Consider the following 20929-nt stretch of genomic DNA (forward strand, 5'->3'; position numbering starts at 1 on the left):
TCTGGTGGTGCCAGCCTTACTCGGCCGCAGGAACGTACGGAGTTACCTCGCGGGCAGCACGCAGGCGCGCCAAGGTGGACTCCTTGCCCAAAAGCTCCATGGACTCAAACAGCGGTGGCGAAACCTGGGCACCAGAAATGGCTACGCGCAGCGCACCGTAGGCCTTGCGCGGCTTTAGCTCTAGGTCCTCAATGAGCGCCTTGGATAGCGCGGCTTCAATAGCATCGGTCTTCCACTCCTCTACCGCTTCAAGGGTGTCAATGCCCACCTCGAGGGGTTGGACGGCATCTTCCTTCAGGTTCTTCTTGGCCGCCTTTTCGTCCAAGGTGAGCTCTGCATCGGGCGTGATAAGGAAGCTGAGTAGCCCATAGGAATCGGCAAGCGTCTTAATGCGCGTTTGCACCAGGTCCGCAGCGAAGGCGAATTTCTCGCCATCATAATCGGCCGGGAAGTCGGTGTACTCCGTCAGGTAATTGCGCAGGCGGAAGGCAAATTCCTCAGGATCGAGAAGTCGAATGTGGTCGGCGTTGATGGCCTCGAGCTTCTTCTGGTCAAAGCGGGCCGGGTTACCCAGAACGTCGTTTACATCGAAGCTTTCAATCAGCTCATCCATGCTGAAGATGTCCTGATCCGCGGACAGGGACCAACCCAACAGCGACAGGTAGTTGAGCATGCCCTCGGGGATGATGCCGTTATCGCGGTGATTGAAGAGGTTGGACTGCGGGTCGCGCTTGGACAACTTCTTCTTCCCCTCGCCCATCACGAAGGGAAGGTGACCAAACTCCGGAGTAAATTCCGCGATGCCGATTTCCTTCAGCACGTCATACATTGCCAGCTGGCGCGGGGTGGATGAGAGAAGATCCTCGCCGCGCAGTACGTGGGTAATGCGCATCAGCGCGTCATCTACCGGGTTTACCAGGGTGTAGAGCGGAGCTCCGTTGGAGCGCGCCACCACGTAATCAGGCTGAGTTTCAGACTTGAAGGACATCTCGCCGCGCACGAGGTCGGTCCAGGCCCAATCCTTGTCCGGCATGCGCAGGCGCCAGACAGGTTTGCGGCCTTCAGCCTCAAAGGCCTCGATCTGTTCCTGCGTCAGGTCACGGTCGTAGTTGTCATAGCCCAATTTAGGATCGCGCCCGACTGCCTTGTGCCGCTCTTCTACTTCCTCCGCGGTGGAGTAGGCGGGGTAGACGTGCCCGGCATCGATAAGCTTATTGAGCACGTCTTTATAAATGTCCATGCGCTGGGACTGCCGGTACGGTTCATGCGGGCCGCCCACATTGACGCCCTCATCCCAGCCCAATCCGAGCCAGGTCAAGGAATCAATGATGGCCTGGTAGGACTCTTCCGAGTCGCGGGCAGCATCAGTATCTTCGATTCGGAAAATCAACTTTCCGCCGGTGTGGCGGGCGTAGGCCCAGTTAAATAGGGCGGTGCGCACCATGCCGACGTGCGGGGTACCAGTGGGAGAAGGGCAAAATCTAACGCGAACTTCAGTCATGGCCACCATCGTAGTGGAGCCGCGGGACACAGTCCGCACCAGCCCAAACCAGCGCCTCAATCTACTACCCAAAAGTGCGTCTTCATTTACTTTCTTACACACAAAAAGGGGTAGATGATAACGAGTTTCATTATAAACCCACAGGTAAACGGGAACGGTTTTCAATCGATTATTCAGTATTGGGAATCATTTTCTATAGTTTCGAGGTGAACTACTGACAACTGCAGAAAGGTAACGCGCTGGTGGCATCTCCTCGTATCCGCTTCATAGCCACGCTCAGCACGATCGCGCTGATCACCCCGGCTACCGCCTACGCCGGCCCAGACGATGGCAAACACATCGCAACCCAAACCCACGTCGACTCCCCCAAGAGCTTTTGGGAAGAAGACAACTTCCTGCTGAAATCCGAATTTTCCGGCCAAACTCCGCTTATCGATGACACCGTTGCTTGGATAGGCAAAGGCTATACCCGCGAAGACGAGGACGGTAAGCGCCACCAGAACTTTATGTATTCCCTGCCTGAAAACGGCACGCAGGACTACATCGGTGACCCAGGCACCACCTACTACACGGCTCCCTACCAGGCCTCCGCCAACCAAGAACCCATCTGGATCGGTTTCGGCGCAGACACTGGGCTTCCCGTGAAAGATTTCCGCGATAACATCGCCTTCCTCGACCTTTTAAGCGTGGATGGCCCGGGCGACGTGGAGCTTTTTACCAACAAGGACGATGAAGACGGCGCCGAGCTCCATCGCATGCTGGGCTCCTTCCAAGACTCACCGCACTCCACATACCTCAATGCCGGTACCCACACTCATAACGCCACTCTCTTTACCAAGCCCGGCCGTTATCGCTTGACCTATCGCACCACCGCGCGCACGGCGGATGGGCAGCTCGTGGCCAGTAAGCCGCAGACCACCAGCTATCAAGTGGGCGGGCAAAAGCCAAAGGATGAAAAGACCCCCAGTCTCAAGGAGCGCTTCGATAGCGCCTCCTCCGGCGATGCCGCCGCCGCCGGATACAGCCTGAGCATGGACAAAAAGCAGAATCCGGAAAAAGACGGTGACGATAAGCTCACCACCATTTCCTTTGATGCGGAAAATAAAGCATCCGGCACGCTTACGCTGCTTATCGATGGCTACTTCCTCACCGATCTGCCCGTCGCCGACGGCCACGCCGAGTGGGATGAGTACATGGGCCCAACATCGTCCAATATCCAGGCCGTCTTTACTCCAGAAGGCGATGCGCCGCGCTGGATTTCGGAGCAGGTGGAGTTTACCCCAGGCTCTCCCGCCCACACCGATTCTTCCGCTGAAGCGGAGGCTTGGGAAGAAAGCTCCAATCCGCGTGAACTGGCCCCCACCGAAGAGGTAACGCTGCAAGAAACCGGCTACACGGTGCGGATGCGCCAGCACGGTAAAGGCGGGACCAAAATCATCATCGACATGGATGATAATAACTTCAGCGGCGTGATGACCGGTGGTCTCTATGACGACAAGAACGACGCGGAACCCACGGCGCCAGTGGAAGCCCCAATTACCAACGGGCACGGAGAGGCTACTTTTACCAATGGCGAGTACTTTGAGAACAAGATTGCCAAAGTAAACGTCTTCCCGCACTCCACGGTCAAGGCCGGCCACGGTAGCACGGTGCTAGCCGAGCCCTTCGAATTCGGTGAAAACTACGAAGCAGAAGGCGAGCTTTCTACCAGCGCGGACGGGAACGCCGCTACTCCAGGCGAAAATCCTGGGGCTGGCGATTCACTTGCGCCCGGCGATACGCCGGCACCAGATCAACCGCCACAGGACGAGGAGGCTCAACGCTGCAGCGAAAAGCAGGTACTTGACCGCGGGCACGTCGATATCAAGGCGCTGCCTACTGACGACGGTTTCCGCACTGTCCTGCGCGATGACACAGGCCAAGTAGATAAGGAGTCGGTAGACCGCTCGCTGGATGACGTGGTGCTCGGCGTGCACAAAAACGCGCTTACTCCCCGCGGCCAGCAGCTGGGTGATAAAAAGTTCGATTTCCTTGGCAATATCGGAGACCGCTTCTACCACCTGCCGCAGACGCAGAACCAAGCCATCATCTGGCCGGGGTATAACACCGAAAAATTGGATTATTCCAAGATGAAAGATGGCACGGTCAATTTGAACCTCAAGCCCACGCACACGCCAGAGGGCGCTGAGTGGGGCGCATACATCGATAAGGCCAGGGGTGTCGGCTATGACGTCCTTGCCAATTCCGCCGAAAACGATCACACGATCGAGACCACTTTCGCATCGCACAAGCATACCCATTGGGCTTTTACCAAGCCGGGCATCTACACGTTTGAGGCAACCTATACGGCAACTACCACCGATGGCAAAGAACTTGCATCCAAACCACAGACGTTGACCTTTGCCATTGGTGATGAGGCGGTGAAGTCCTGTTCTACGCCAGCGCCATCCGATGCCCCATCGGAAAAGCCTTCCGAGAAGCCATCCGAGAAACCTTCGGACTCGGCAAAGCCGTCCAAGCCATCGAAACCGTCTAAGCCTTCCAAGCCATCCGAGCCATCTAAGCCGTCGGCTCCAGCAGGGTCCTCGTTTAATCCTTGGGCCCTGGTCTTGCCCGCGGTCCTTGGCATCACTTTCAAGGCCTTCTACAACTTCTTCCGCGACAACCAAGACCTCATTCGTGAGCGCTTTGGCTGGCGCATCTAACTACTAATCCGCAGCAAATGGGAACCCACCCCAGGCGCTTTAAAGGAAGCTCAACCATGGATACCAACACCATTTCGCGCACCAGAGCCCACCGGCCTGGCAGCCGCATCATCGCGGCGGTGATTACCGCCCTTATCGCGTTTTTCGTTCCGGCCTCACCGGCCTTTGCCTTCGAGGATGTCTTTGATTCCGGCCATATCGATGCGTTCTACGTCACTGCGCCGGACGGCCAGCTGCACCTATCCATGCAGGAAGATGTCACAGGTTCACACGTCGAGCGCCCTGGCGATGACGTACTGCTCCAAGTCGTAGAATCGGCATGGTCCGATGCCACCGAGGGCGTTCCCGAGATTGGCGAATCGACCTACTTCCTGCCCCAAACCCAGGACCCGAATATCATCTGGCCAGGCTGGGATACTCAGCCGGCGCGCGATGGTGGCTTTACTAGTGTTGACTTCGAGTTCACCAACATCTCTGGGCCGGGCTCGGTCTATGTCTTTGAAACCTCAGGGTTCGGCAACGTCGGCGCCGTGACCAATTCCGGTTCGATGGAGCTCACCAGCGGCGAGGTGATTAACCAGCCACAGCCTGCACACCGCCACGTCAACTGGGCTTTCAGCGAGGCCGGTACGTATGAGATGACCGTCCAAGCCTCCTCCAACGGCCAAACCAGTAACGCGGTGACCTATACCTGGCAGGTGGGCGAAGGCGGCGATGCCACCTCCACTCACCGCTCCGCGGGCGGCAACGGCGCTGCAGACAACTCCGGTAATGAAGCCGGACATGGCAATTCCGAGAGTGGACAGGGCGGCAGCGCCGCAAGCGATGGTCAGTCCTCGGATCCAGAGTGCCGGCCGGGTATTATCCCGCAGATTAAAGACGATACGGTTTCGCCGCCGCAGTGGCGCGATGCCGATGGCGCGACTTTTTACCTCTCCGATAATTCCAGCGTCGAACTGCCAGAAGATGTTGGTCCCGTATCGGCCGGCCAAGCGTGGATGATCGGTTCTACGCAGGTCGATGGCGTGCCATGGCTCGGTGCAAATACCCAGAGCCCTTCCATGCGCGAGCACATTCCGGGTGACGTCACCTGGGAGCTCGTTGATATGAAGGGCCCTGGCGCCATGATGGTCTACAGCCAGGGTGGCCTGGGCAAGATCGTCGGTGATGAATGGTTCCGCGGCGCAAACGGCGCCGTTGAAGGCAGCTACAATATCGCGCCCAATACCCACGTGCACCCTAACTGGGTCTTCGAAAAGCAGGGCACCTACGACGTCACCATCCGCCAAGTGGCCCAAACCTCCGCCGACAAGCAGGTAGCCGGCCAGGCAACGCTGCACTTCGTCGTGGGCGGCGGCAAGCCAGATGGTGCCTTCGATAATGGCCACTTTGACCTGGGCGCGGAAGTAAACCCGGAGGGCGGCGACTGCGGTGTTGGCGCCGCAGCCGGCGCGGGCTCTAATGGCTCCGGCGCTGGCCAGGATGCCGCTAGCGGTTCCGGTGCGAACGCATCCGGAAAGGGCGGCAACGCGGCTCTCGCCAATACTGGGACCCCCACCATGCCGCTCAGTATCGGCGTGCTCGGTCTGGGCATGCTGTTCCTTGGCCTGGGCATCGCACGGCTCGCTGTCGCGAGGGCAAAGAATTAATGCCAGTGCCCCACTACCGTTTCGTACCGCGCGGGCTGCAGGCCGTCGGGGCGCTCTTGAGCGTCTCCCTCCTTGCGACAGGATGCACGACCTCGGCAGCGGTGGATACCTCGGATCGCTTCAGCGTGGTGGCGACGACGCCGATTTTGGCGGATATGGCGCGCCACGTCGCTGGCGAGGATGCCTCGGTCACCGGACTCATCCCCAGTGGAAAGGACCCGCACACCTTTGAGCCGACGCTGCGCACGGTGCGCAATGTGGCCAATGCGGATCTTGCCTTGAGCAATGGGTACCTCCTGGAACCGCAGTCCCTGATAGATACCTTGCACGAGTCCACGAATGCACCCGTGGTGGAAGTCGCTGACTCGGCCTCCACCCGGGGAGCGACCCTCGTGCCGCTGGTAGAAGATGTCTCCCTGGACGCCATCTGGTTGGGCCTGCGCATCAGCGGCGCCGAACAGCGCAACTCCGGCGTCGACTTCCGCATGGTCTCTGCCGAGGGCCCTGGCGATGTCGCTGCCTACGTGGTCTCCACCTTCGGTACGCCGGAAGTGCTATTTAATAGCGCCGATGGCATCGAAGCTGGCGATGACGCGGTCACCCTCCCTGCTAATGCGCACACGCACGTCTCGTGGGGCTTTTCGGAACCGGGCATCTATAAGCTCGGCTTTCAGGCAGATGGCACGGAGGTAGAGCACCTAACTGTCGCGGTTGGCGTGAACCCGCCGGAAGATATGGATGTCATTGATTCCGGCCACGTGGATATCGCCGCTGATGTAGCAGAGAGATCTATTGATCTGCGCGATCAAGACCAGCATTTTGACCCCGCGCATACCGCGGTGGCGGTCCCCTCCTCGGTCCTGCAGCCCATTCCACCGGATCCTGCTTATCGCTTTTTGGGCACGCCCGGCGCGGATACGTACCTGCTCCCCCAGGCGGTCTTGGGCAAACATATCCACGGCGAGGTGGACCCACACTTATGGCACAACGTGGACAATGCCATTGCCTATGTCGATGTCATCGCTGAAGAAATGGCGAATGCGGATCCGTCGCACGGCGCCGATTACCGCGCCCGCGCCGAGTCTTATATCGCGGAATTGCGCGAGCTGGACGAGTATGTGGACCGCGCGATTTCGTCAATCCCGCAGAGTAATCGGCACTTGGTCACCACCCACCACGGCTATGCCTACTTAGAGCAAGGCTACGGCCTTTCCGTGGCCGGGTTCGTAACCCCCAATCCCGCCATTGAGCCCTCGCCCCGCGAGGTCATTGCCCTGCGCCGGACGCTGGAGAACCTGCACCTTCCTGCTGTCTTTGTGGAACCGGTGGAGCAAGCCAGCGCTAGCACGCTGAAGGAGGCCGCCGCGCAGCAAAACGTGGAGCTGTGCCCCATTTATGGCGACACGCTTGATGATGCCGTGCCTACTTATATCGACCTCATGAAATTCAATGCTGACTCGTTGCAGCGTTGCCTACATCCTTCGAATGGAGATAACCATGCTTAACCTTGCCTCTCGTACCGTTACCCGCGCGGCCACTCGCACGGCGGCCTGCATCGTCACTGCGGGCCTCGCCGTATCCGCAACGCCTGCCTGGGCCGGCGACCTCGCGCAGGTGGTCGGCGCGAATGAGACCGTTGCGCCAGAGGGCGAAGAAAAGGTCATCGATGCCGGCCACGTTGATATCGGCACTCTGCTCAACGGGTCTGATGCCGAGCTATTGGCCCGGGATGATGCGGGCGAATCCCCGGTGTGGCGTCACCTCGATGACCTGGTATTTTCGGTAGGCGATGCGGCCCAGCAAACGCTGCCGGATACCGAGGACTTCAGCTTCGTCGGAGCCCAATCCGGCGAGGATGTTTGGGTTGTCCCGCAGACTGAGCAGGTCGGCGTTCCGTGGCTGGGGTGGAATACCCAGGCGCCTTCGCTTGTCGATAACGCCGATCGCGGCGTCACCATGGAATTCCTCGGCCACTCCGGCCCAGGAGATTTTTCCCTCTTTTTGCAAAACGGCGGCTTTGAGGCACCCCAGCTGCTGTGGTCTACGGCAGAAAAAAGCGAGTCTGAGTTCTGGGTAGATCTCAATACGCACACCCACGCCAACTGGACTTTTACTGAGCCGGGCACCCACCAGGTGGGCATCCGGATTAAGGGTGAAACCACAAACGGCGAGGAGTTTAGTACCGACGGCGTGCTGACCTTCGCTGTGGGCGACGGCGCAGATACCCAGGCCGCCCAGGATACGGAGTGGAACCCAGCAGAGGCCACGACCGAGGATTCTTCCCTTCCGGTCTGGGTTTATGTTTTGGTCGGCGGCGGAATCATCGTGCTGGTCGCTGGTGTTACCGTGCTCGTGAAATCCCGCAAGCGGGGCGATGGCCATGCCTAAGCCGTGCATTCAGGTGCGCGGATTGCAGGTAGCACTATCTGGCCGCACCGTTATTGAAGATGCCAATCTCGAAGTAGGCACCGGTGAATTCATTGGGCTCTTAGGCCCCAATGGTGCCGGCAAAACCACGCTGATGCGCGCCATTTTGGGTCTTATACCCTCCTCTGGCACATGCACCGTCACCGGATCTGTGGGCTATGTTCCGCAACGCCACGAGGTGGAATGGGGCTTTCCCATCAACGTGTACCGCACCGTACTCAGCGGGCGCACCGGGCTCATCGGATGGTTTAAGCGCCCTGGGAAAAAGGATCACGCAGCCGCCGCGGAGGCGCTGCGCTTGGTACATATGGAGGAATTTGCCTCCCGTCCCATCGAGGAGCTTTCCGGGGGCCAGCGCCAGCGCGTATTGATTGCCCGCGCCCTGGCTATTCAGCCGGAGGTCTTACTACTCGATGAACCTTTTACCGGGCTCGATGCCCCAAATACCGAGGCCTTATTAGAGCTTTTCGCCGTGCTTGCGGCGCAAGGAAAATCCATCGTGATGTCTACCCATAACCTGTCGGAGGCGGCGCACACGTGCAAGCGCCTGGTGCTTTTTAATCGGACGGTTATTGCAGATGGTCCCGCCGATGAGCTTTTGGCCAAGAAGGATCCGTGGACCCGCGCGTTTGGCGTCAGTGCCTCTTCCCCGTTGCTCGCTGCGATTGGAGTAGCTGCATGATTGATATCTCATTTATCGATTTCTTGCGGGATTTGACCAATCCCCACCTCGATTTCCTCGCTCGGGCGGTGGGCATTTCGCTCATCGCCGCCATCGTGTGCGGGGTCATCGGCTGTTATGTGGTGCTGCGTGGCATGGCCTTTATTGGCGATGCCGTCTCGCACGCCGTGTTCCCTGGCCTGGCCATCGCCTTTGCGCTGCAGACTTCGGTGTTGCTGGGCGGGGCGGTTGCCGGCGCGGTCGTCGCGGTGCTCATCGCTGCGTTTTCGCAACGCAACCACGTGCGCGCGGATTCCATCATCGGCATATTTTTTGCCGCCGCCTTTGCTTTGGGCATGGTGATTATTTCGCGCACGGATGGCTATAGCGCATCGCTGACCAGCTTCCTCTTCGGATCGCTCACCGGCGTTTCGCGTTCAGATATCACCGTCGCCGCAAGCGTCTGCCTGGTGGTCCTGGCAGTGGTCGTGGCCTTTGGTCCGCAGCTGAACGCCACCTGCTTGGACCGGGAGACCGCCCGCGCCATGGGCCTGCCGGTCTTCGCCCTGGATATCATCCTCTACCTGTGCGTGACCGCCGCGGTGGTCATTTCCGTGAGCACCATCGGCAATATCTTGGTCCTCGCCCTGCTGATTACCCCGGCCGCCACGGCGCGCCTGCTCACGGCCAACCTGACCACGATGATGTTCCTCTCCGCCATCATCGGCGCAGTGTGCAGCTTCTTTGGCATCTATTTGGCGTGGGCCATCGATCTTCCCGCGGGCGCAACCATCGTGCTCACCCTCACGTTCCTCTTCCTCATTGTCTGGGCCCTGCATCCCTTCCTACGCTCTCGCCGCAAGCCAGGCCACTCTTCTCTTCGCGTGCCAGCGAACGCTTCCGAGAACACCCCACGAAAGGAAACCATCGAATCATGAAACCCTTGTGCCGTACCGCTCTTGCCCTAGGCACCGCCGGATTCCTCAGCGTGGGAACCCTCACCGGTGTGGGCCTGCCCTCTTCCGCTCTAACCACCGCGCATGCCGCAGAGACCTGCAGCGCTGAGGACTTTATCCGCATTACCGAAGGCCACCAAGACATGGCGTTGAAAGATGATGGCGGGGATATCGACTTTGTGGTCAAAGATGACCACGCACGCAAGGAATACCAGTCGGAAGAATTCGCGGTCGAGGTAGCGGATAAGAACAAGCAGCGTATTTCTGCTCTCGATATCCCATCCTTGCCCGAGGAAGGATGGGTGCTGCCGCAAACCCAGATTGAGGATGTTCCGTGGTTGGGCTTTAATACCCAAGAACTCTCCGAGGAATACCTTGGCTCGAAGCAGACCGCGACTCTCAGCATGGCCATCGCGTCCGGGCCCGAAGATGGGCGCATTGTGGCCTTCCAAAATGAGGGCATCGGCGAGCTTAAGGTGCGGATGGATACCGAGGACGGGACCGCCTGGGATTATCCCGGCAGATCCCACGCTCACCCCGCCTTCGCTTTTACCAAGCCGGGCACCTACGCCGTCAGCTTTACCTTTGAGCTTCCCGATGGCTCCCGCCACCACCTGCACGCGGGATTCCTCGTCGGCGATGATGCGGATGCAGCAGAGCTGTGCGGTGTCGACTACGAAGAATCCGACGATGCCGAGGCCAGTGCCCCTTCGGGCGGAACCTCCCGCCCAGAACAGCTGGCCAAGGATATTAAAGGCGTAGATAAGGCCATCGCGGGCCTGGATAAGGAGCTGGAAAATACCCTGAAGGAAGGCCAAAAATTCCTCGAGGGCGATAACAAGAAGGACAAAGACGCCAAGGATAAATCCGGCGATAAGCCGTCTAAGCAGGGCCAGTCCGGAGGCTCGAAAGAAGCCAAGAAATCTGGTTCGAAGCAGGGATCTAACCAAGGCTCCAAGTCTGGGTCGAAGTCCGGATCCACCAAGGGCACTGCTCGCGGTTCTGGCCAGAGCAAGACCAACCAAGCCCACGGTTCTGGGGCCGGCTCTGGTGCTGCGTCGCGCAATTCGGGTGGGGGTTCGTCGAAGGGATCATCGGCAAGCAGCGGCTCTCGCTCCGGTTCTAAGGCCGCGCAATCCAAATCCGGCGGAAGTTCTGGCCAGAAATCTGCGGGCAAGGCTACCCCACAGTCAAAGAGCAGCAAGTCTAAGGACAGCAAATCTAAGGGCGCTAAGTCTGAGAACCGCAGCTCGGCGCCGGCACCCAACGCGTCTGCGGGTGGCAAGGACCACAACAATGAGGCGCTTTCCGGTGCCGCTTACACCGCCTCACTGACCAAGAGCAGCTTTTGGGCGGGCATTTTGGCGGGCCTCGGTGCATTCGCACTGGTGCTAGGGATTGGCCTTTTGGTCTATGTCCAATTCTTCCGCAAGAAGAAGCTAGCCGGCGAACAACCTGAGGAGCCAGAACAGCCAGTGCCGCCGCAGGCCGATGATGCCACGACGCAGATCCCGCGCATCGACTAGAAGCCCAAAAAGTACCGCCTAGGGCTACACGCGTGTCTTGGTAGATAGGAAGTCCCACACAACATTCGGGGTATCCGGCTGCCAAAACCACGTGTGTTCGGCAGGCACCTTGACCAATTCCACGTCCTTTTGGCAACCGTTGAAGTTCAGGCGCTCGGCTCCTCCAATATCCGCCTGGGATTGGAAGGTCATATCGCAGCGATTGCGGTTGAGATACCCTCCCAAGACGGTGCGCACAGGTAGATAACCAGCTTCGTGCCGGTCACCGCCTTCATAGGTCATCATCTGGTCGCGGGTGCCGTGCATGATAAGTGTATGCATTGGCGCATCCCCGCAATTGGTTTCAACGGGGTTATAAAAAGCTCCGGAGACCATGGCAACCGCAGCAAACGTATCTTGCGCGTGACAGCCCAATACGGAGGTAAAGCCCCCGCCATTGGACATTCCCATGGCGTAGACGCGATTGCGATCCACGTGATAGTCCGCATCTACAGCATCCAAGATGCGCTTGATAAAGCGGATATCTTCACCGTCATGAGTTTTGGCATATGGCGCTGCTTCCCAAGCGCGTTCGTAGCCCTCCGGGTAAATGATGATGGCCTCATCGGTGGCTGACGTATTTCCCATTCGGGCGTAACTGGAGAAGTTTTCCGGGGAATCTCCCCAACCGCCAAATCCAAAAAGCACCGGGGATGGTTTCTCGGGCGAATAATTATCGGGGATACGCACCAGGTAGCGGCGCTGTTTTCCTTCGTGTTCCATCTCGAGCGATTCCATAGTTCCCGGTGCAATAGCCGGATCAGGATTAATACTGTGATCAGCAGAAGGTGCAGGTGGAGCCGGCTCCGAATTACCCGGAAGCGGAGGCTCACCGTCAGTAGACGGGTGCGCCTCAGCATCACGAGGCGTCGATTCAGTGACACCTTCAGGGAGCAGATGCGAGCCGTCTGGTTCTGGAATCACGGGCTCGCCGGAGTGGTGGTCTTGTTCTGGCACAGGCGCCGGGTGCGTCGGTTCTACCGGTGATCCGGCACCTTCTTGTTCCTGCGCCATTGCCGGCACGCTTAAGGCTGCGCCTGCCACTAGGAGCGCGGACAAGAGATAGGTAAATCGAAGAAAAACTTTAGTCACATTAGCCACTTAAGTAACAATAGTTACATCGGTTGTGCCCGCGGGTGCCCACACGCTTGGCGGAGGGCAATTTCTACCAACTTTTAATGAGGCACTAAGCTAGATCCCCATGCACGAAGACAGACCAAGCACCGCCCCCGATTTTTTGCTCTCCCGGGCAACGGGGTCTGTCCGTACCCAAGGTGCGCGGGACACCTTTACCAATGCCGAGGCTGCGGTTGACGCCCTGCACCGAGGCGAGGCCGAGATGGTCGTTGGCGCCATCCCCTTTGATTCCGATACCCCCGCCGCCCTGACCGTGCCAGAATCAATCATCCGGGAAGACGGCCCGCTAGAGCCACATGCGTTCTACCGCAATCAAACGCTCAAGTCCCGCGTCGTGGGCTTTGATCCAGAACCCGAAGAGCACCTACGCCGCGTGGAGGCGGCCATCGGCACCATCGAAACCTCGAAGCTAGAAAAGGTGGTTTTAGCCCGCGCGGTCGATATCGAATTTACCTCCCCCATCGATCCGCGGCTGGTGGCCGCGCGCCTTATCGATCTCTCCGTCAACCGCGATGGCTTCATTGCGGATCTCTCCCCTGCGGGCCGCCCAGGGGCCATGCTGGTCGGTTCTTCGCCAGAGGTGCTGATCAAGCGCCAAGGCTCGACCGTGTCTGCATTCCCGCTCGCCGGCTCTACCCCGCGCCGGGCCAATAAAGCGGCGGACCACATTGCCAGCCAAGACCTCTTGCACTCAGCCAAGGATCTGCTCGAGCATTCCTTTGTGGTAGATCACCTGCGCAAGGTGCTAGAACCACTGTGCAGCAGCCTCGATATCCCCGATACCCCGCAGCTCATACACACCAATGAAATGTGGCACTTGGGCACGCCGGTTACCGGTACCTTGCGGGATAAAGACCTCACCGCCCTGGAATTGGCAGAAGTTGTCCACCCCACCCCCGCAATCTGTGGCACGCCGACGGAAGCGGCGCAGGCGCTTATTGAGACCGCAGAGACCGACCGCGGCTTCTATGCCGGCACCGTCGGCTGGTGCGATAGCTCCGGCGACGGTGAATACATGGTAGCTATCCGTTGCGCGGAAGTTGCCGGCGATGGCCTCTCCGCCCGCGCCTGGGCCGGCGGCGGCGTAGTGGGTGCCTCCAATGCCCAAGCGGAGCTGGAAGAAACCACCGCCAAGCTCCAGACGATCTTACGGGCGCTGAGCCTTTAAGCGGTGCGACTTAGAGCCGCTTCGCCACGAGGATTACATCGCTGGTGTGGTGGGCTCCCGCGCCGCCAGAAACACGGCGCGGCGATCGCCGAAAGGTCTGCACCGTCAATTCGGTCAGGTTTTCCGCCAGCCATTCCGGCATGGCAATCTCTTCTGACTGCATGTCATGGTGAACATAGAGTAAGGTTCCGCCCTTGGCGACGAGCTTTTCCAGCAGTGCTACTTCCCGTGCGGTGGCACGGACACTGCCGTAATGCACGGTGACTAAATCAAATGGGGCGTGGCTGAATTCATCAAAGGTGGCAACCTCGGCGGGCACTCCCCGCGCCTTGGTCCGAGCCACGGCCGTCGGGGCAAAGTCGATGCCGAGCACCTGCCAGCCACGCTCGTGCAGCCACTGGGCATCGGCGCCTTCCCCGCAGCCGATATCGAGCGCGGTACCGACTGGAAGGTCGCTGGCATAGTCCACCAGCGTGGCATTCGGACTCCCCGACCACACCTGCGCAGCAGACCGATAGCGCTCCTCCATTTCCTGTGCGCTGGGCGCAGACCCGTGGTGGCCTTGATGCGAATGCTCCGGCACGCCGTTCTCCTTCTACCAGTACCTCGCCAGCGGCAGCTGCTTTTGGGTGAACCTACTGCGCCCTAGAGATGGTATTGCGCAAAGTGCCAACCCCTGGAATCTCAATTTCAATGGTATCGCCTGGCACCATCGGGGCGGTTCCGGCGGGCGAGCCGGTAGTGATGACATCGCCAGGCAGCAAAGTATATGCGGCAGAAATCTCTTCCAAGATGCCGCCCATCTTGACGATCATCTGATCCGTATTGGAATCCTGCTTCTGCTCACGGGAACCATCGTGGGTCAGGTACGCATTGATCTTCTGATCATCAAGATCCAAGCTATCCAGGTCCGTTTCAATCCACGGACCCAAGGGGCAGAAGGTATCAATGCCCTTGGCGCGCGCCCACTGACCATCCTTGAACTGCAGGTCACGGGAGGAGACGTCGTTGCAGATGGTATAGCCGAGCACGTGGTCTTTCCAGTTCTCAGCCTTGATATTCTTCGATGGCTTGGAAATAACCACGGCCAGCTCGCCCTCAAATTCCACGTTGGTGGCATAATCCGGAATCTTGATGGCCTCATTAGGGCCGATGACCGCAGTCGAGGGCTTCAAGAAGATGGTTGGCGGCAGTTTATCGGAGGACTTCTTAAATACCTCCGCCACGTGGTCGGCATAGTTGCGGCCGAGCGCCACTACCTTGGTGGGCAGGGTCGGCGCCAAGAGCCGCACCTCGCCCAGCTTCCATTCCCGGCCGGTGGGCTCCGGCGGGGTAAACGGGGTGCCGGAGATCTCTTTAGCTACAAGCTCCTCCATCGGGGCGTCTTGTGGCCCGTCAATGATGGCAAAGCAAATTCCTTCTGGGTGTGCAATTCGTCCTAAACGCATAACGGCCATCCTACTAAAAGGTAGCCTTTACATGTGTGCAAAGTTTGCGGTGTTAATTTGCAAAGATTATTCAGTTCGCTGCCAACACCGCATTCACACAAAGGACTCCTCGCGCTTAAGCTTGCAGGCTCGCCGCGATGCGGTCTCCTACCTCGACGGTCTTGATTGGGGCATCGCCGCGCTTGGCGATGTCCTCCGCCACCGCCTTTTCCACCTTCTGTGCATTGGCTTCATCACCCAACTGCCGCAAAAGCATCGCCGCCGACAAGATAGCCGCAGTCGGATCCGCGATGCCTTGTCCAGCAATATCGGGTGCCGAACCGTGCACTGGCTCAAACATGGAGGGGTTCTCGCCCGAGGCATCAATATTGCCCGAAGCAGCCAACCCAATTCCGCCGGTAATAGCGCCTGCTAAGTCCGTTAAGATGTCCCCAAAGAGGTTATCGGTCACGATGACATCGTAACGGGCAGGATCCGTCACCATGTAGATGGTCGCGGCATCGATGTGGTTGTAGTCCACCTCCACCTCCGGATATTCCCTCGCAACTTCTTCTACCGTGCGGTGCCACAAATCGCCGGCGTTAACGAGCACATTGGTCTTGTGCACTAGGGTCAGGTGCTTGCGGCGCTGCGATGCCCGCTCGAAAGCATCGCGCACCACGCGCTCTACCCCGAAGCGGGTATTTTGCGAAACCTCGCTGGCTACCTCGTGCGGCGTTCCTTCCCGCAGCGTGCCACCATTGCCGCAGTACAGGCCCTCGGTGCCTTCACGCACCACGACGAAGTCAATCTCGCCAGGGTTAGCCAACGGCGAGTGGGCCGTGGGATACAAAATGGAAGGGCGCAGGTTCACGTGGTGATCGAGCGCAAAACGCATCTTCAATAGCAGGCCGCGCTCCAAAACGCCTGGAGGAACCTCGCCTGGCGCGCCGATGGCACCCAGCAAAATGGCATCGTGCTCGCGCAAGCTGGCTAAGTCTGCGTCCGTTAAAAGCTCGCCATTGCGCAGGTATCGCCGCGCGCCCAAGTCATAGTCGGTAGTTTCAATATCGCTGCGCACCGCGCGCAACACCTTCAGGGCTTCCGCCGTTACTTCCGGCCCAATACCGTCGCCGCCAATAACCGCTAATTTCATTGGATAGGATTCCTTTCTCACATAGTGGATTAGGCATTAGCCTACCAAAGAAAACCCGCCCATCGCAGTAAGTCTGCGCGATGGGCGGGCATGAGTACGCGGTTAGGCTAATCGTCCTAGCCTGCGGTGAGGTTATTCATCCATATCGAATTGCTGGCACGTAGCGCCAAGGGCGGAGTTGATCTCCTCGATGAGAGAATCTGGCACCTCGGACTCCACGCGCAAAATGAGCACGGCATCGGATTCCTGCTTTCCCTGCGTCAGGGCTGCAGCGATGATGTTGATACCCGCCGCACCCAGCTTGGTACCCACGGTACCCAGCGCGCCTGGGGCATCGGCATAACGGAAGAACAGGTTGCGGCCCTCGGCCCGCATATCCACGCCGCGGCCATTGATGCGCACAAACTTTTCGGTGCCATCGATGCCAATGAGAGCACCGGTGAGCGAGGAGGTCACGCCTTCCGCGCTAATGACCTTGACCTGCAAGGAAGAACGGTGCCCCCTGGATTCTGGGTTGGTGGATACCGAAACTTCGACCCCACGGCTCTCAGCAATCTGCATCGCGTTGACGAAGGTAACCGGCTCCGAGGTCACACCGCTAAACAGGCCGCGGACGGCGGAAAGGCCCAGCACGTCCACATCCTCAGTGGACAGCTCGCCGCAGGCTTCGATCTCCACGGCGACGGGAGCCTGATCAAGCAGGCGCCCGGCGGTAAGGCCCAGCTTGCGGGCGAGGTCGAGCCAACCGGCAACCTCTTCGCCCACCGTGCCGCCGGAGACGTTGACCGCATCGGGAACAAACTCGCCGGCCAGAGCCTTGAGCACAGATGCGGCGACATCGGTACCCGCGCGATCCTGTGCCTCCACGGTGGACGCGCCCAGGTGCGGCGACACCGTGACCTGCGGCAGCTTAAACAACGGGGAATCCGTGCACGGCTCCGTGGAGTAGACGTCAAAGCCCGCACCGCGGTGGTGGCCGGAAGTAATAGAATCCGCCAAGGCCTGCTCATCTACGAGGCCGCCGCGGGCGGCGTTGATCAGAATCTGGCCTTCCTTTGCCTTGGCCAAAAGCTCCGCATCGAACATTCCGGCAGTCTCGGGCGTCTTGGGCAGGTGAATGGTGACAAAGTCTGCCTGCGCCATCAGCTCTTCAAGCTCGACCAATTCCACGCCAAGCGCTGCCGCACGCGCCGGATTGGCATAAGGATCGTAGGCAATAATCTTCGTTTCAAAGGCGCTCAACCGCTGTGCAAAAAGCTGACCGATGTGGCCGAAGCCGACGATACCAATAGTCTTGCCGTAGACCTCCACGCCCTTGAAGGAAGAGCGCTTCCACTCGCCCTCGCGCAAGGACTGATCCGCCGCTGGAATCTGGCGGGCAGTGGCCAAAAGCAAGGCAATCGCCTGCTCGCACGCAGAGTGGATATTGGAGGTAGGAGCGTTGACCACCATGACGCCTTTGTTGGTGGCGGTGTCAATATCCACGTTATCGAGTCCCACGCCCGCGCGACCCACAATCTTAAGCTTGGGCGCGGCTTCTAGAACTTCAGCGTCGACTGTGGTGGCAGAGCGCACGAGCAGCGCATCTGCTTCTGGAACCGCAGCAAGCAATTCCTCGCGGTTCGGGCCATCTACCCAGCGCACCTCGACAGAATCCCCCAAAGCCGTCACTGTGGATTGGGCCAATTTATCGGCGATAAGAACTACCGGCTTCGACATATCATCCTTCGTTTCAATTCGTTGTGCATTACGCGAAAATCACCGCGTGTGAAGGAAGTGTAGTTCAGTTTGGGGTGCCCTGCCTTATTTTTTCCTTAAATTCTTTCACTTGACCGAATTCCGGGCCCAAAGCAATCAGTGAACCCTCGTCCAGCCCCGCCACCATGGCCATACTCCGCTTATCTTCCAGCGGATCTGCCGTCGGCATCACCAATACCGAGCCACCATAGGCCGCGGCCGTAATGACATTGGCTACCGGACTATCCGCCGTGGCCACAATATTGGGTGCCATCTGGCCATCGCGCCGCGACTGTGCCGGAACGGGCGATAACTTTTTACCATCGTCGTCGGGCTCACCCTCATAAGGAATCCAGGCAGGGCGCAACTCAACGTAAGGTGTTTTATCCAGCCGCGCGATGTCCTTGACCATTTGTTTCGGCGAGGCGACCACCTTGGACTCATATTGGAATGCCGTGAAATCTCCCAACGCTTCGTGCGTTCCCGGGTCCTTGATGACAGTGAAATCACCGCTGGATTGTGTCCATGGAATATCGCCAATGATGACGAGTCGTTTTACTTCCAAGTCACCTACCAGGTTGAGGATGTCACCGCGGCGCGAGCGATCGTATTCCACGGCCGGCAGGTGCTGGTTAATAGCCAACGTCGCCGCGCGCAGTTCGGATTTAGCATCGGGTGCAAAGAGCACCATCGAGTCAGAATCCTCGAAAAAAGTCCGCGCAGCGTCAATGCCGCTAGGATCATCGATGATTTCAAACTTGCCAGCGAATTTGGGATCGATAAGGCGGTTTTGATTCTCTGACTTGGCGCGCTCAAGCTCAACGTCGGACTCGGAGAGATCCGACAGCCCACGCTTTACCAGTTTGGGCTCCTGCAAGGCATCGCCGCAGCCGACAAGTACAAGGGAGGCTGCGATAACCGCTGCAGCCGCCCGGAATCTCTTAGCGGCCAAATGCATGTGGCCCCTCTTCACCGCCGGCCAGGTTTGCTTCATCGACATCTCGAATGACGGGAATGCCCAAGGTTTCTTCCACCAGGTTCACAAAACGATGGCGCCGATCCGCCAAGAATTCCTGAATCTTCGATTCCCTTAAGTTAGCGACATCGAGGTCGTGCGACGCCAAGACGGCATCAAATTCCTCGTCTTCCATGATGGACTTGGATTGCACGCGTGGCAGGTAGCGATTCGGTGCGAATCCATCGAGGACGACCTCTGTGCGTTTGCCCATCGGAGTAAAGTTCATGACCGACTGCGCCAAGACCGAATCCACCCCGTGGCGCTGGCACCAATTCAGTGGGAATACTGGGAAAAATCCAGGCTTGAGCTCTTCAAAGGTATGGCGAGTAAACTCGCTGCCCGTCCGCCAGTCCTTCGCGCCACGAGCCATGAGTAAGGCGTAGATTCCGTGCCAAACGCCATCGTTTTCATCGACCGAGAGCAGGCGGGATTCCCGGAATCCTGCATCTGCGACCGTTTTGGGAACGTCATCGGTGGCCCCGGCCACCCACTCGGTCACTTCATCCACGTCGCGGGCGGCGCGCAGCGGCACCGCGGAAGAGCCATAGAGCTCACCAAAGACGCCACACCAGAACCACTGGTCGATGCGATCCCATGCCTGCTGGCTAGAAAGCGCCCCGGACCGCTTTGCTAGGCGCGCGATGATGACCGCCAGCGGCACGATCTGTTCCGTATAAGGAACCTGATCCAGGCTTAAAATGCGGCGCTGCGCCAAGAATTCGGCGACCTCGTGGAAGGTGATGCGCAGGTCGTGCGCGGCCGCCTTGTACTCGGATAGGGACAGCTTCAAAATATCTTCGCGCTGGCCGCCGGCATTGCCTTTCTCCCCTGTGACCAAGAGGGATACTGCGGAGAGGAATTCATTGCGCCCGATGCCATCGAGCGCGGGTGAATCCCGCAGGTCCTTTTCCACCTGCTGCCAATCGTTAGCAAGGTGGAAGGTCGGGTCTTCGGAAGCAAAGACGGCCGTTAAGAGATCGAAGACATCCATCTGCAGGCCGGCGGAGTTCGCCTGGGCAAAGATAGAACCGATTCCCGAGCGCTCCGTTTCACGGGATAGCCGGATCATCGGGATGTCGTAGCCGGCCAAAGGTCGCACGATGCGGTTATTAAACGCTGCAAGCTCGGCGCTATACTGCTCGTGAGTGGCGGCAAGCTCGAAAAGCATGCTGATGCCTTCCTCACTCAATAGCGAGGCCACAGGAATGCACATATTATCCAGCCCATCCTGGCGGCAGGTAATAGCCCCATCAATATCGGGGCCGAAGTGCGAGCAGATCTCGCCGTTCTGGTCGACGGCGAAAATGGCGTCATCGGCAAGCAAGTCCCCACTGACCGCGGCACGAACGTCAATGAAAAAGCGGCGGTGGACCTTCTTTTTCCGGAAATCGGTGGTCTTGACAAAACCCTCGCCGTTAAAGCAGTGGTACAGGGAGGTAAGGCGCTGTTGACCGTCCAGAAGGAGCAATCCGGGCTCGACGCCAACCTCGGGCGCGCCCGCCAAAACCCGCGGGCGGAAACGCATTTTTTCATTTCGGGTATCCAGGGCCATCAGCGCTCCGATGGGGTAACCACGCAGGACCGTAACGATAAGTGAGCGGATGCGGTCATCATCCCAGGCGTAGCTGCGCTGGAAATCCGGAAGCTGGATATCGCCCCGGTCGATCCGCGAAAAAAGATCCTTGAGATCATAGCTTGGCGTCGTAAAACCCATAGGGCCAATACTACCCGCAACACCTCTGCGGTACCTCACGGACTTAAGTGCTGGGATAGCACGTAGCCAAACCGCAAAAGCGGCCCGCCGGGAACTTCCCGCGGGCCG

Annotated in this window: 16 protein-coding genes; 8 read left to right on the forward strand and 8 right to left on the reverse strand. The window is 58.9% G+C overall.

Translation table 11 applies throughout. The features are described from left to right. Window positions 1-16: 16 nt before the first annotated feature. Window positions 17-1510, reverse strand: coding sequence for a glutamate--tRNA ligase (gene gltX / locus ABRP93_RS02215; protein WP_349886790.1), 1494 nt, complete (start codon window positions 1508-1510; stop codon window positions 17-19). 233 nt (window positions 1511-1743) lie between these two features. On the opposite strand from gltX, the gene ABRP93_RS02220 reads away from it, so the two are divergent. Genes ABRP93_RS02220 through ABRP93_RS02250 form a run of 7 tightly spaced genes read left to right on the forward strand, consistent with a single transcriptional unit; the run spans window position 1744 to window position 11425 of the window. Further along, window positions 1744-4206 carry a choice-of-anchor M domain-containing protein gene (locus ABRP93_RS02220; protein WP_349886723.1) on the forward strand — a complete coding sequence of 821 codons (2463 nt, stop codon included), beginning with the start codon at window positions 1744-1746 and terminating at the stop codon, window positions 4204-4206. A gap of 56 nt (window positions 4207-4262) precedes the next feature. After that, window positions 4263-5855, forward strand: coding sequence for a choice-of-anchor M domain-containing protein (locus tag ABRP93_RS02225; RefSeq protein ID WP_349886724.1), 1593 nt, complete (start codon window positions 4263-4265; stop codon window positions 5853-5855). Beyond that, window positions 5855-7360, forward strand: a complete 1506-nt coding sequence (locus tag ABRP93_RS02230) for an anchored repeat ABC transporter, substrate-binding protein (RefSeq protein WP_349886725.1) — start codon at window positions 5855-5857, stop codon at window positions 7358-7360. Before ABRP93_RS02225 ends, ABRP93_RS02230 begins: the two co-directional genes overlap by 1 nt. After that, window positions 7353-8243: a choice-of-anchor M domain-containing protein gene (locus ABRP93_RS02235; protein WP_349886726.1), complete on the forward strand. Its 891-nt coding sequence runs from the start codon at window positions 7353-7355 to the stop codon at window positions 8241-8243. The genes ABRP93_RS02230 and ABRP93_RS02235 overlap by 8 nt, the downstream gene beginning before the upstream one ends. After that, on the forward strand, window positions 8230-8964 hold the full coding sequence (locus ABRP93_RS02240) for an anchored repeat-type ABC transporter ATP-binding subunit (RefSeq protein ID WP_349886728.1): 735 nt from the start codon (window positions 8230-8232) through the stop codon (window positions 8962-8964). Before ABRP93_RS02235 ends, ABRP93_RS02240 begins: the two co-directional genes overlap by 14 nt. Next, window positions 8961-9881: an anchored repeat-type ABC transporter permease subunit gene (locus ABRP93_RS02245; protein ID WP_349886729.1), complete on the forward strand. Its 921-nt coding sequence runs from the start codon at window positions 8961-8963 to the stop codon at window positions 9879-9881. The genes ABRP93_RS02240 and ABRP93_RS02245 overlap by 4 nt, the downstream gene beginning before the upstream one ends. Beyond that, a complete protein-coding gene (locus ABRP93_RS02250) occupies window positions 9878-11425 on the forward strand; it encodes a choice-of-anchor M domain-containing protein (protein ID WP_349886730.1) in 1548 nt (515 codons plus the stop codon). The genes ABRP93_RS02245 and ABRP93_RS02250 overlap by 4 nt, the downstream gene beginning before the upstream one ends. Window positions 11426-11449: 24 nt before the next feature. Here the strand turns inward: ABRP93_RS02250 and ABRP93_RS02255 are convergent, their stop codons facing one another. Beyond that, window positions 11450-12556, reverse strand: a complete 1107-nt coding sequence (locus ABRP93_RS02255; protein WP_349886731.1) for a CE1 family esterase — start codon at window positions 12554-12556, stop codon at window positions 11450-11452. A 109-nt stretch (window positions 12557-12665) separates the two neighbouring features. On the opposite strand from ABRP93_RS02255, the gene ABRP93_RS02260 reads away from it, so the two are divergent. Beyond that, entirely contained in the window at window positions 12666-13769 is a 1104-nt protein-coding gene (locus ABRP93_RS02260; RefSeq protein WP_349886733.1) for an isochorismate synthase, read from the forward strand. 10 nt (window positions 13770-13779) lie between these two features. Here the strand turns inward: ABRP93_RS02260 and ABRP93_RS02265 are convergent, their stop codons facing one another. The 6 genes from ABRP93_RS02265 to ABRP93_RS02290 form a co-directional block, all read right to left on the reverse strand. Continuing rightward, window positions 13780-14352 carry a class I SAM-dependent methyltransferase gene (locus ABRP93_RS02265; protein WP_502879269.1) on the reverse strand — a complete coding sequence of 191 codons (573 nt, stop codon included), beginning with the start codon at window positions 14350-14352 and terminating at the stop codon, window positions 13780-13782. 52 nt (window positions 14353-14404) lie between these two features. Then, the gene (locus ABRP93_RS02270) at window positions 14405-15217 is read right to left on the reverse strand and encodes a fumarylacetoacetate hydrolase family protein (protein WP_284782948.1); all 813 of its coding nucleotides are present in this window, start codon (window positions 15215-15217) and stop codon (window positions 14405-14407) included. Between the two features lie 115 nt (window positions 15218-15332). Then, entirely contained in the window at window positions 15333-16352 is a 1020-nt protein-coding gene (locus ABRP93_RS02275) for a 3-isopropylmalate dehydrogenase (protein WP_349886735.1), read from the reverse strand. 132 nt (window positions 16353-16484) lie between these two features. Continuing rightward, entirely contained in the window at window positions 16485-18071 is a 1587-nt protein-coding gene (serA, locus tag ABRP93_RS02280) for a phosphoglycerate dehydrogenase (RefSeq protein ID WP_349886736.1), read from the reverse strand. Between the two features lie 64 nt (window positions 18072-18135). Next, entirely contained in the window at window positions 18136-19047 is a 912-nt protein-coding gene (locus ABRP93_RS02285; protein ID WP_023026406.1) for a hypothetical protein, read from the reverse strand. After that, window positions 19031-20821: a GmrSD restriction endonuclease domain-containing protein gene (locus tag ABRP93_RS02290; RefSeq protein WP_349886737.1), complete on the reverse strand. Its 1791-nt coding sequence runs from the start codon at window positions 20819-20821 to the stop codon at window positions 19031-19033. Before ABRP93_RS02290 ends, ABRP93_RS02285 begins: the two co-directional genes overlap by 17 nt. Window positions 20822-20929: the final 108 nt, after the last annotated feature.

Origin of the sequence: Corynebacterium sp. KPL2850, assembly GCF_040225855.1 — a bacterium.
GTDB lineage: Bacteria > Actinomycetota > Actinomycetes > Mycobacteriales > Mycobacteriaceae > Corynebacterium.

What these genes read in the sequence shown, in the direction of transcription:
- gltX (WP_349886790.1), bottom strand. Translation starts at nt 1,510, where the DNA reads ATGGTGGCCATGACTGAAGTTCGCGTTAGATTTTGCCCTTCTCCCACT.
- ABRP93_RS02225 (WP_349886724.1), top strand. Translation starts at nt 4,263, where the DNA reads ATGGATACCAACACCATTTCGCGCACCAGAGCCCACCGGCCTGGCAGC.
- ABRP93_RS02230 (WP_349886725.1), top strand. Translation starts at nt 5,855, where the DNA reads ATGCCAGTGCCCCACTACCGTTTCGTACCGCGCGGGCTGCAGGCCGTC.
- ABRP93_RS02235 (WP_349886726.1), top strand. Translation starts at nt 7,353, where the DNA reads ATGCTTAACCTTGCCTCTCGTACCGTTACCCGCGCGGCCACTCGCACG.
- ABRP93_RS02240 (WP_349886728.1), top strand. Translation starts at nt 8,230, where the DNA reads ATGGCCATGCCTAAGCCGTGCATTCAGGTGCGCGGATTGCAGGTAGCA.
- ABRP93_RS02245 (WP_349886729.1), top strand. Translation starts at nt 8,961, where the DNA reads ATGATTGATATCTCATTTATCGATTTCTTGCGGGATTTGACCAATCCC.
- ABRP93_RS02250 (WP_349886730.1), top strand. Translation starts at nt 9,878, where the DNA reads ATGAAACCCTTGTGCCGTACCGCTCTTGCCCTAGGCACCGCCGGATTC.
- ABRP93_RS02260 (WP_349886733.1), top strand. Translation starts at nt 12,666, where the DNA reads ATGCACGAAGACAGACCAAGCACCGCCCCCGATTTTTTGCTCTCCCGG.
- ABRP93_RS02270 (WP_284782948.1), bottom strand. Translation starts at nt 15,217, where the DNA reads ATGCGTTTAGGACGAATTGCACACCCAGAAGGAATTTGCTTTGCCATC.
- ABRP93_RS02275 (WP_349886735.1), bottom strand. Translation starts at nt 16,352, where the DNA reads ATGAAATTAGCGGTTATTGGCGGCGACGGTATTGGGCCGGAAGTAACG.
- serA (WP_349886736.1), bottom strand. Translation starts at nt 18,071, where the DNA reads ATGTCGAAGCCGGTAGTTCTTATCGCCGATAAATTGGCCCAATCCACA.
- ABRP93_RS02285 (WP_023026406.1), bottom strand. Translation starts at nt 19,047, where the DNA reads ATGCATTTGGCCGCTAAGAGATTCCGGGCGGCTGCAGCGGTTATCGCA.
- ABRP93_RS02290 (WP_349886737.1), bottom strand. Translation starts at nt 20,821, where the DNA reads ATGGGTTTTACGACGCCAAGCTATGATCTCAAGGATCTTTTTTCGCGG.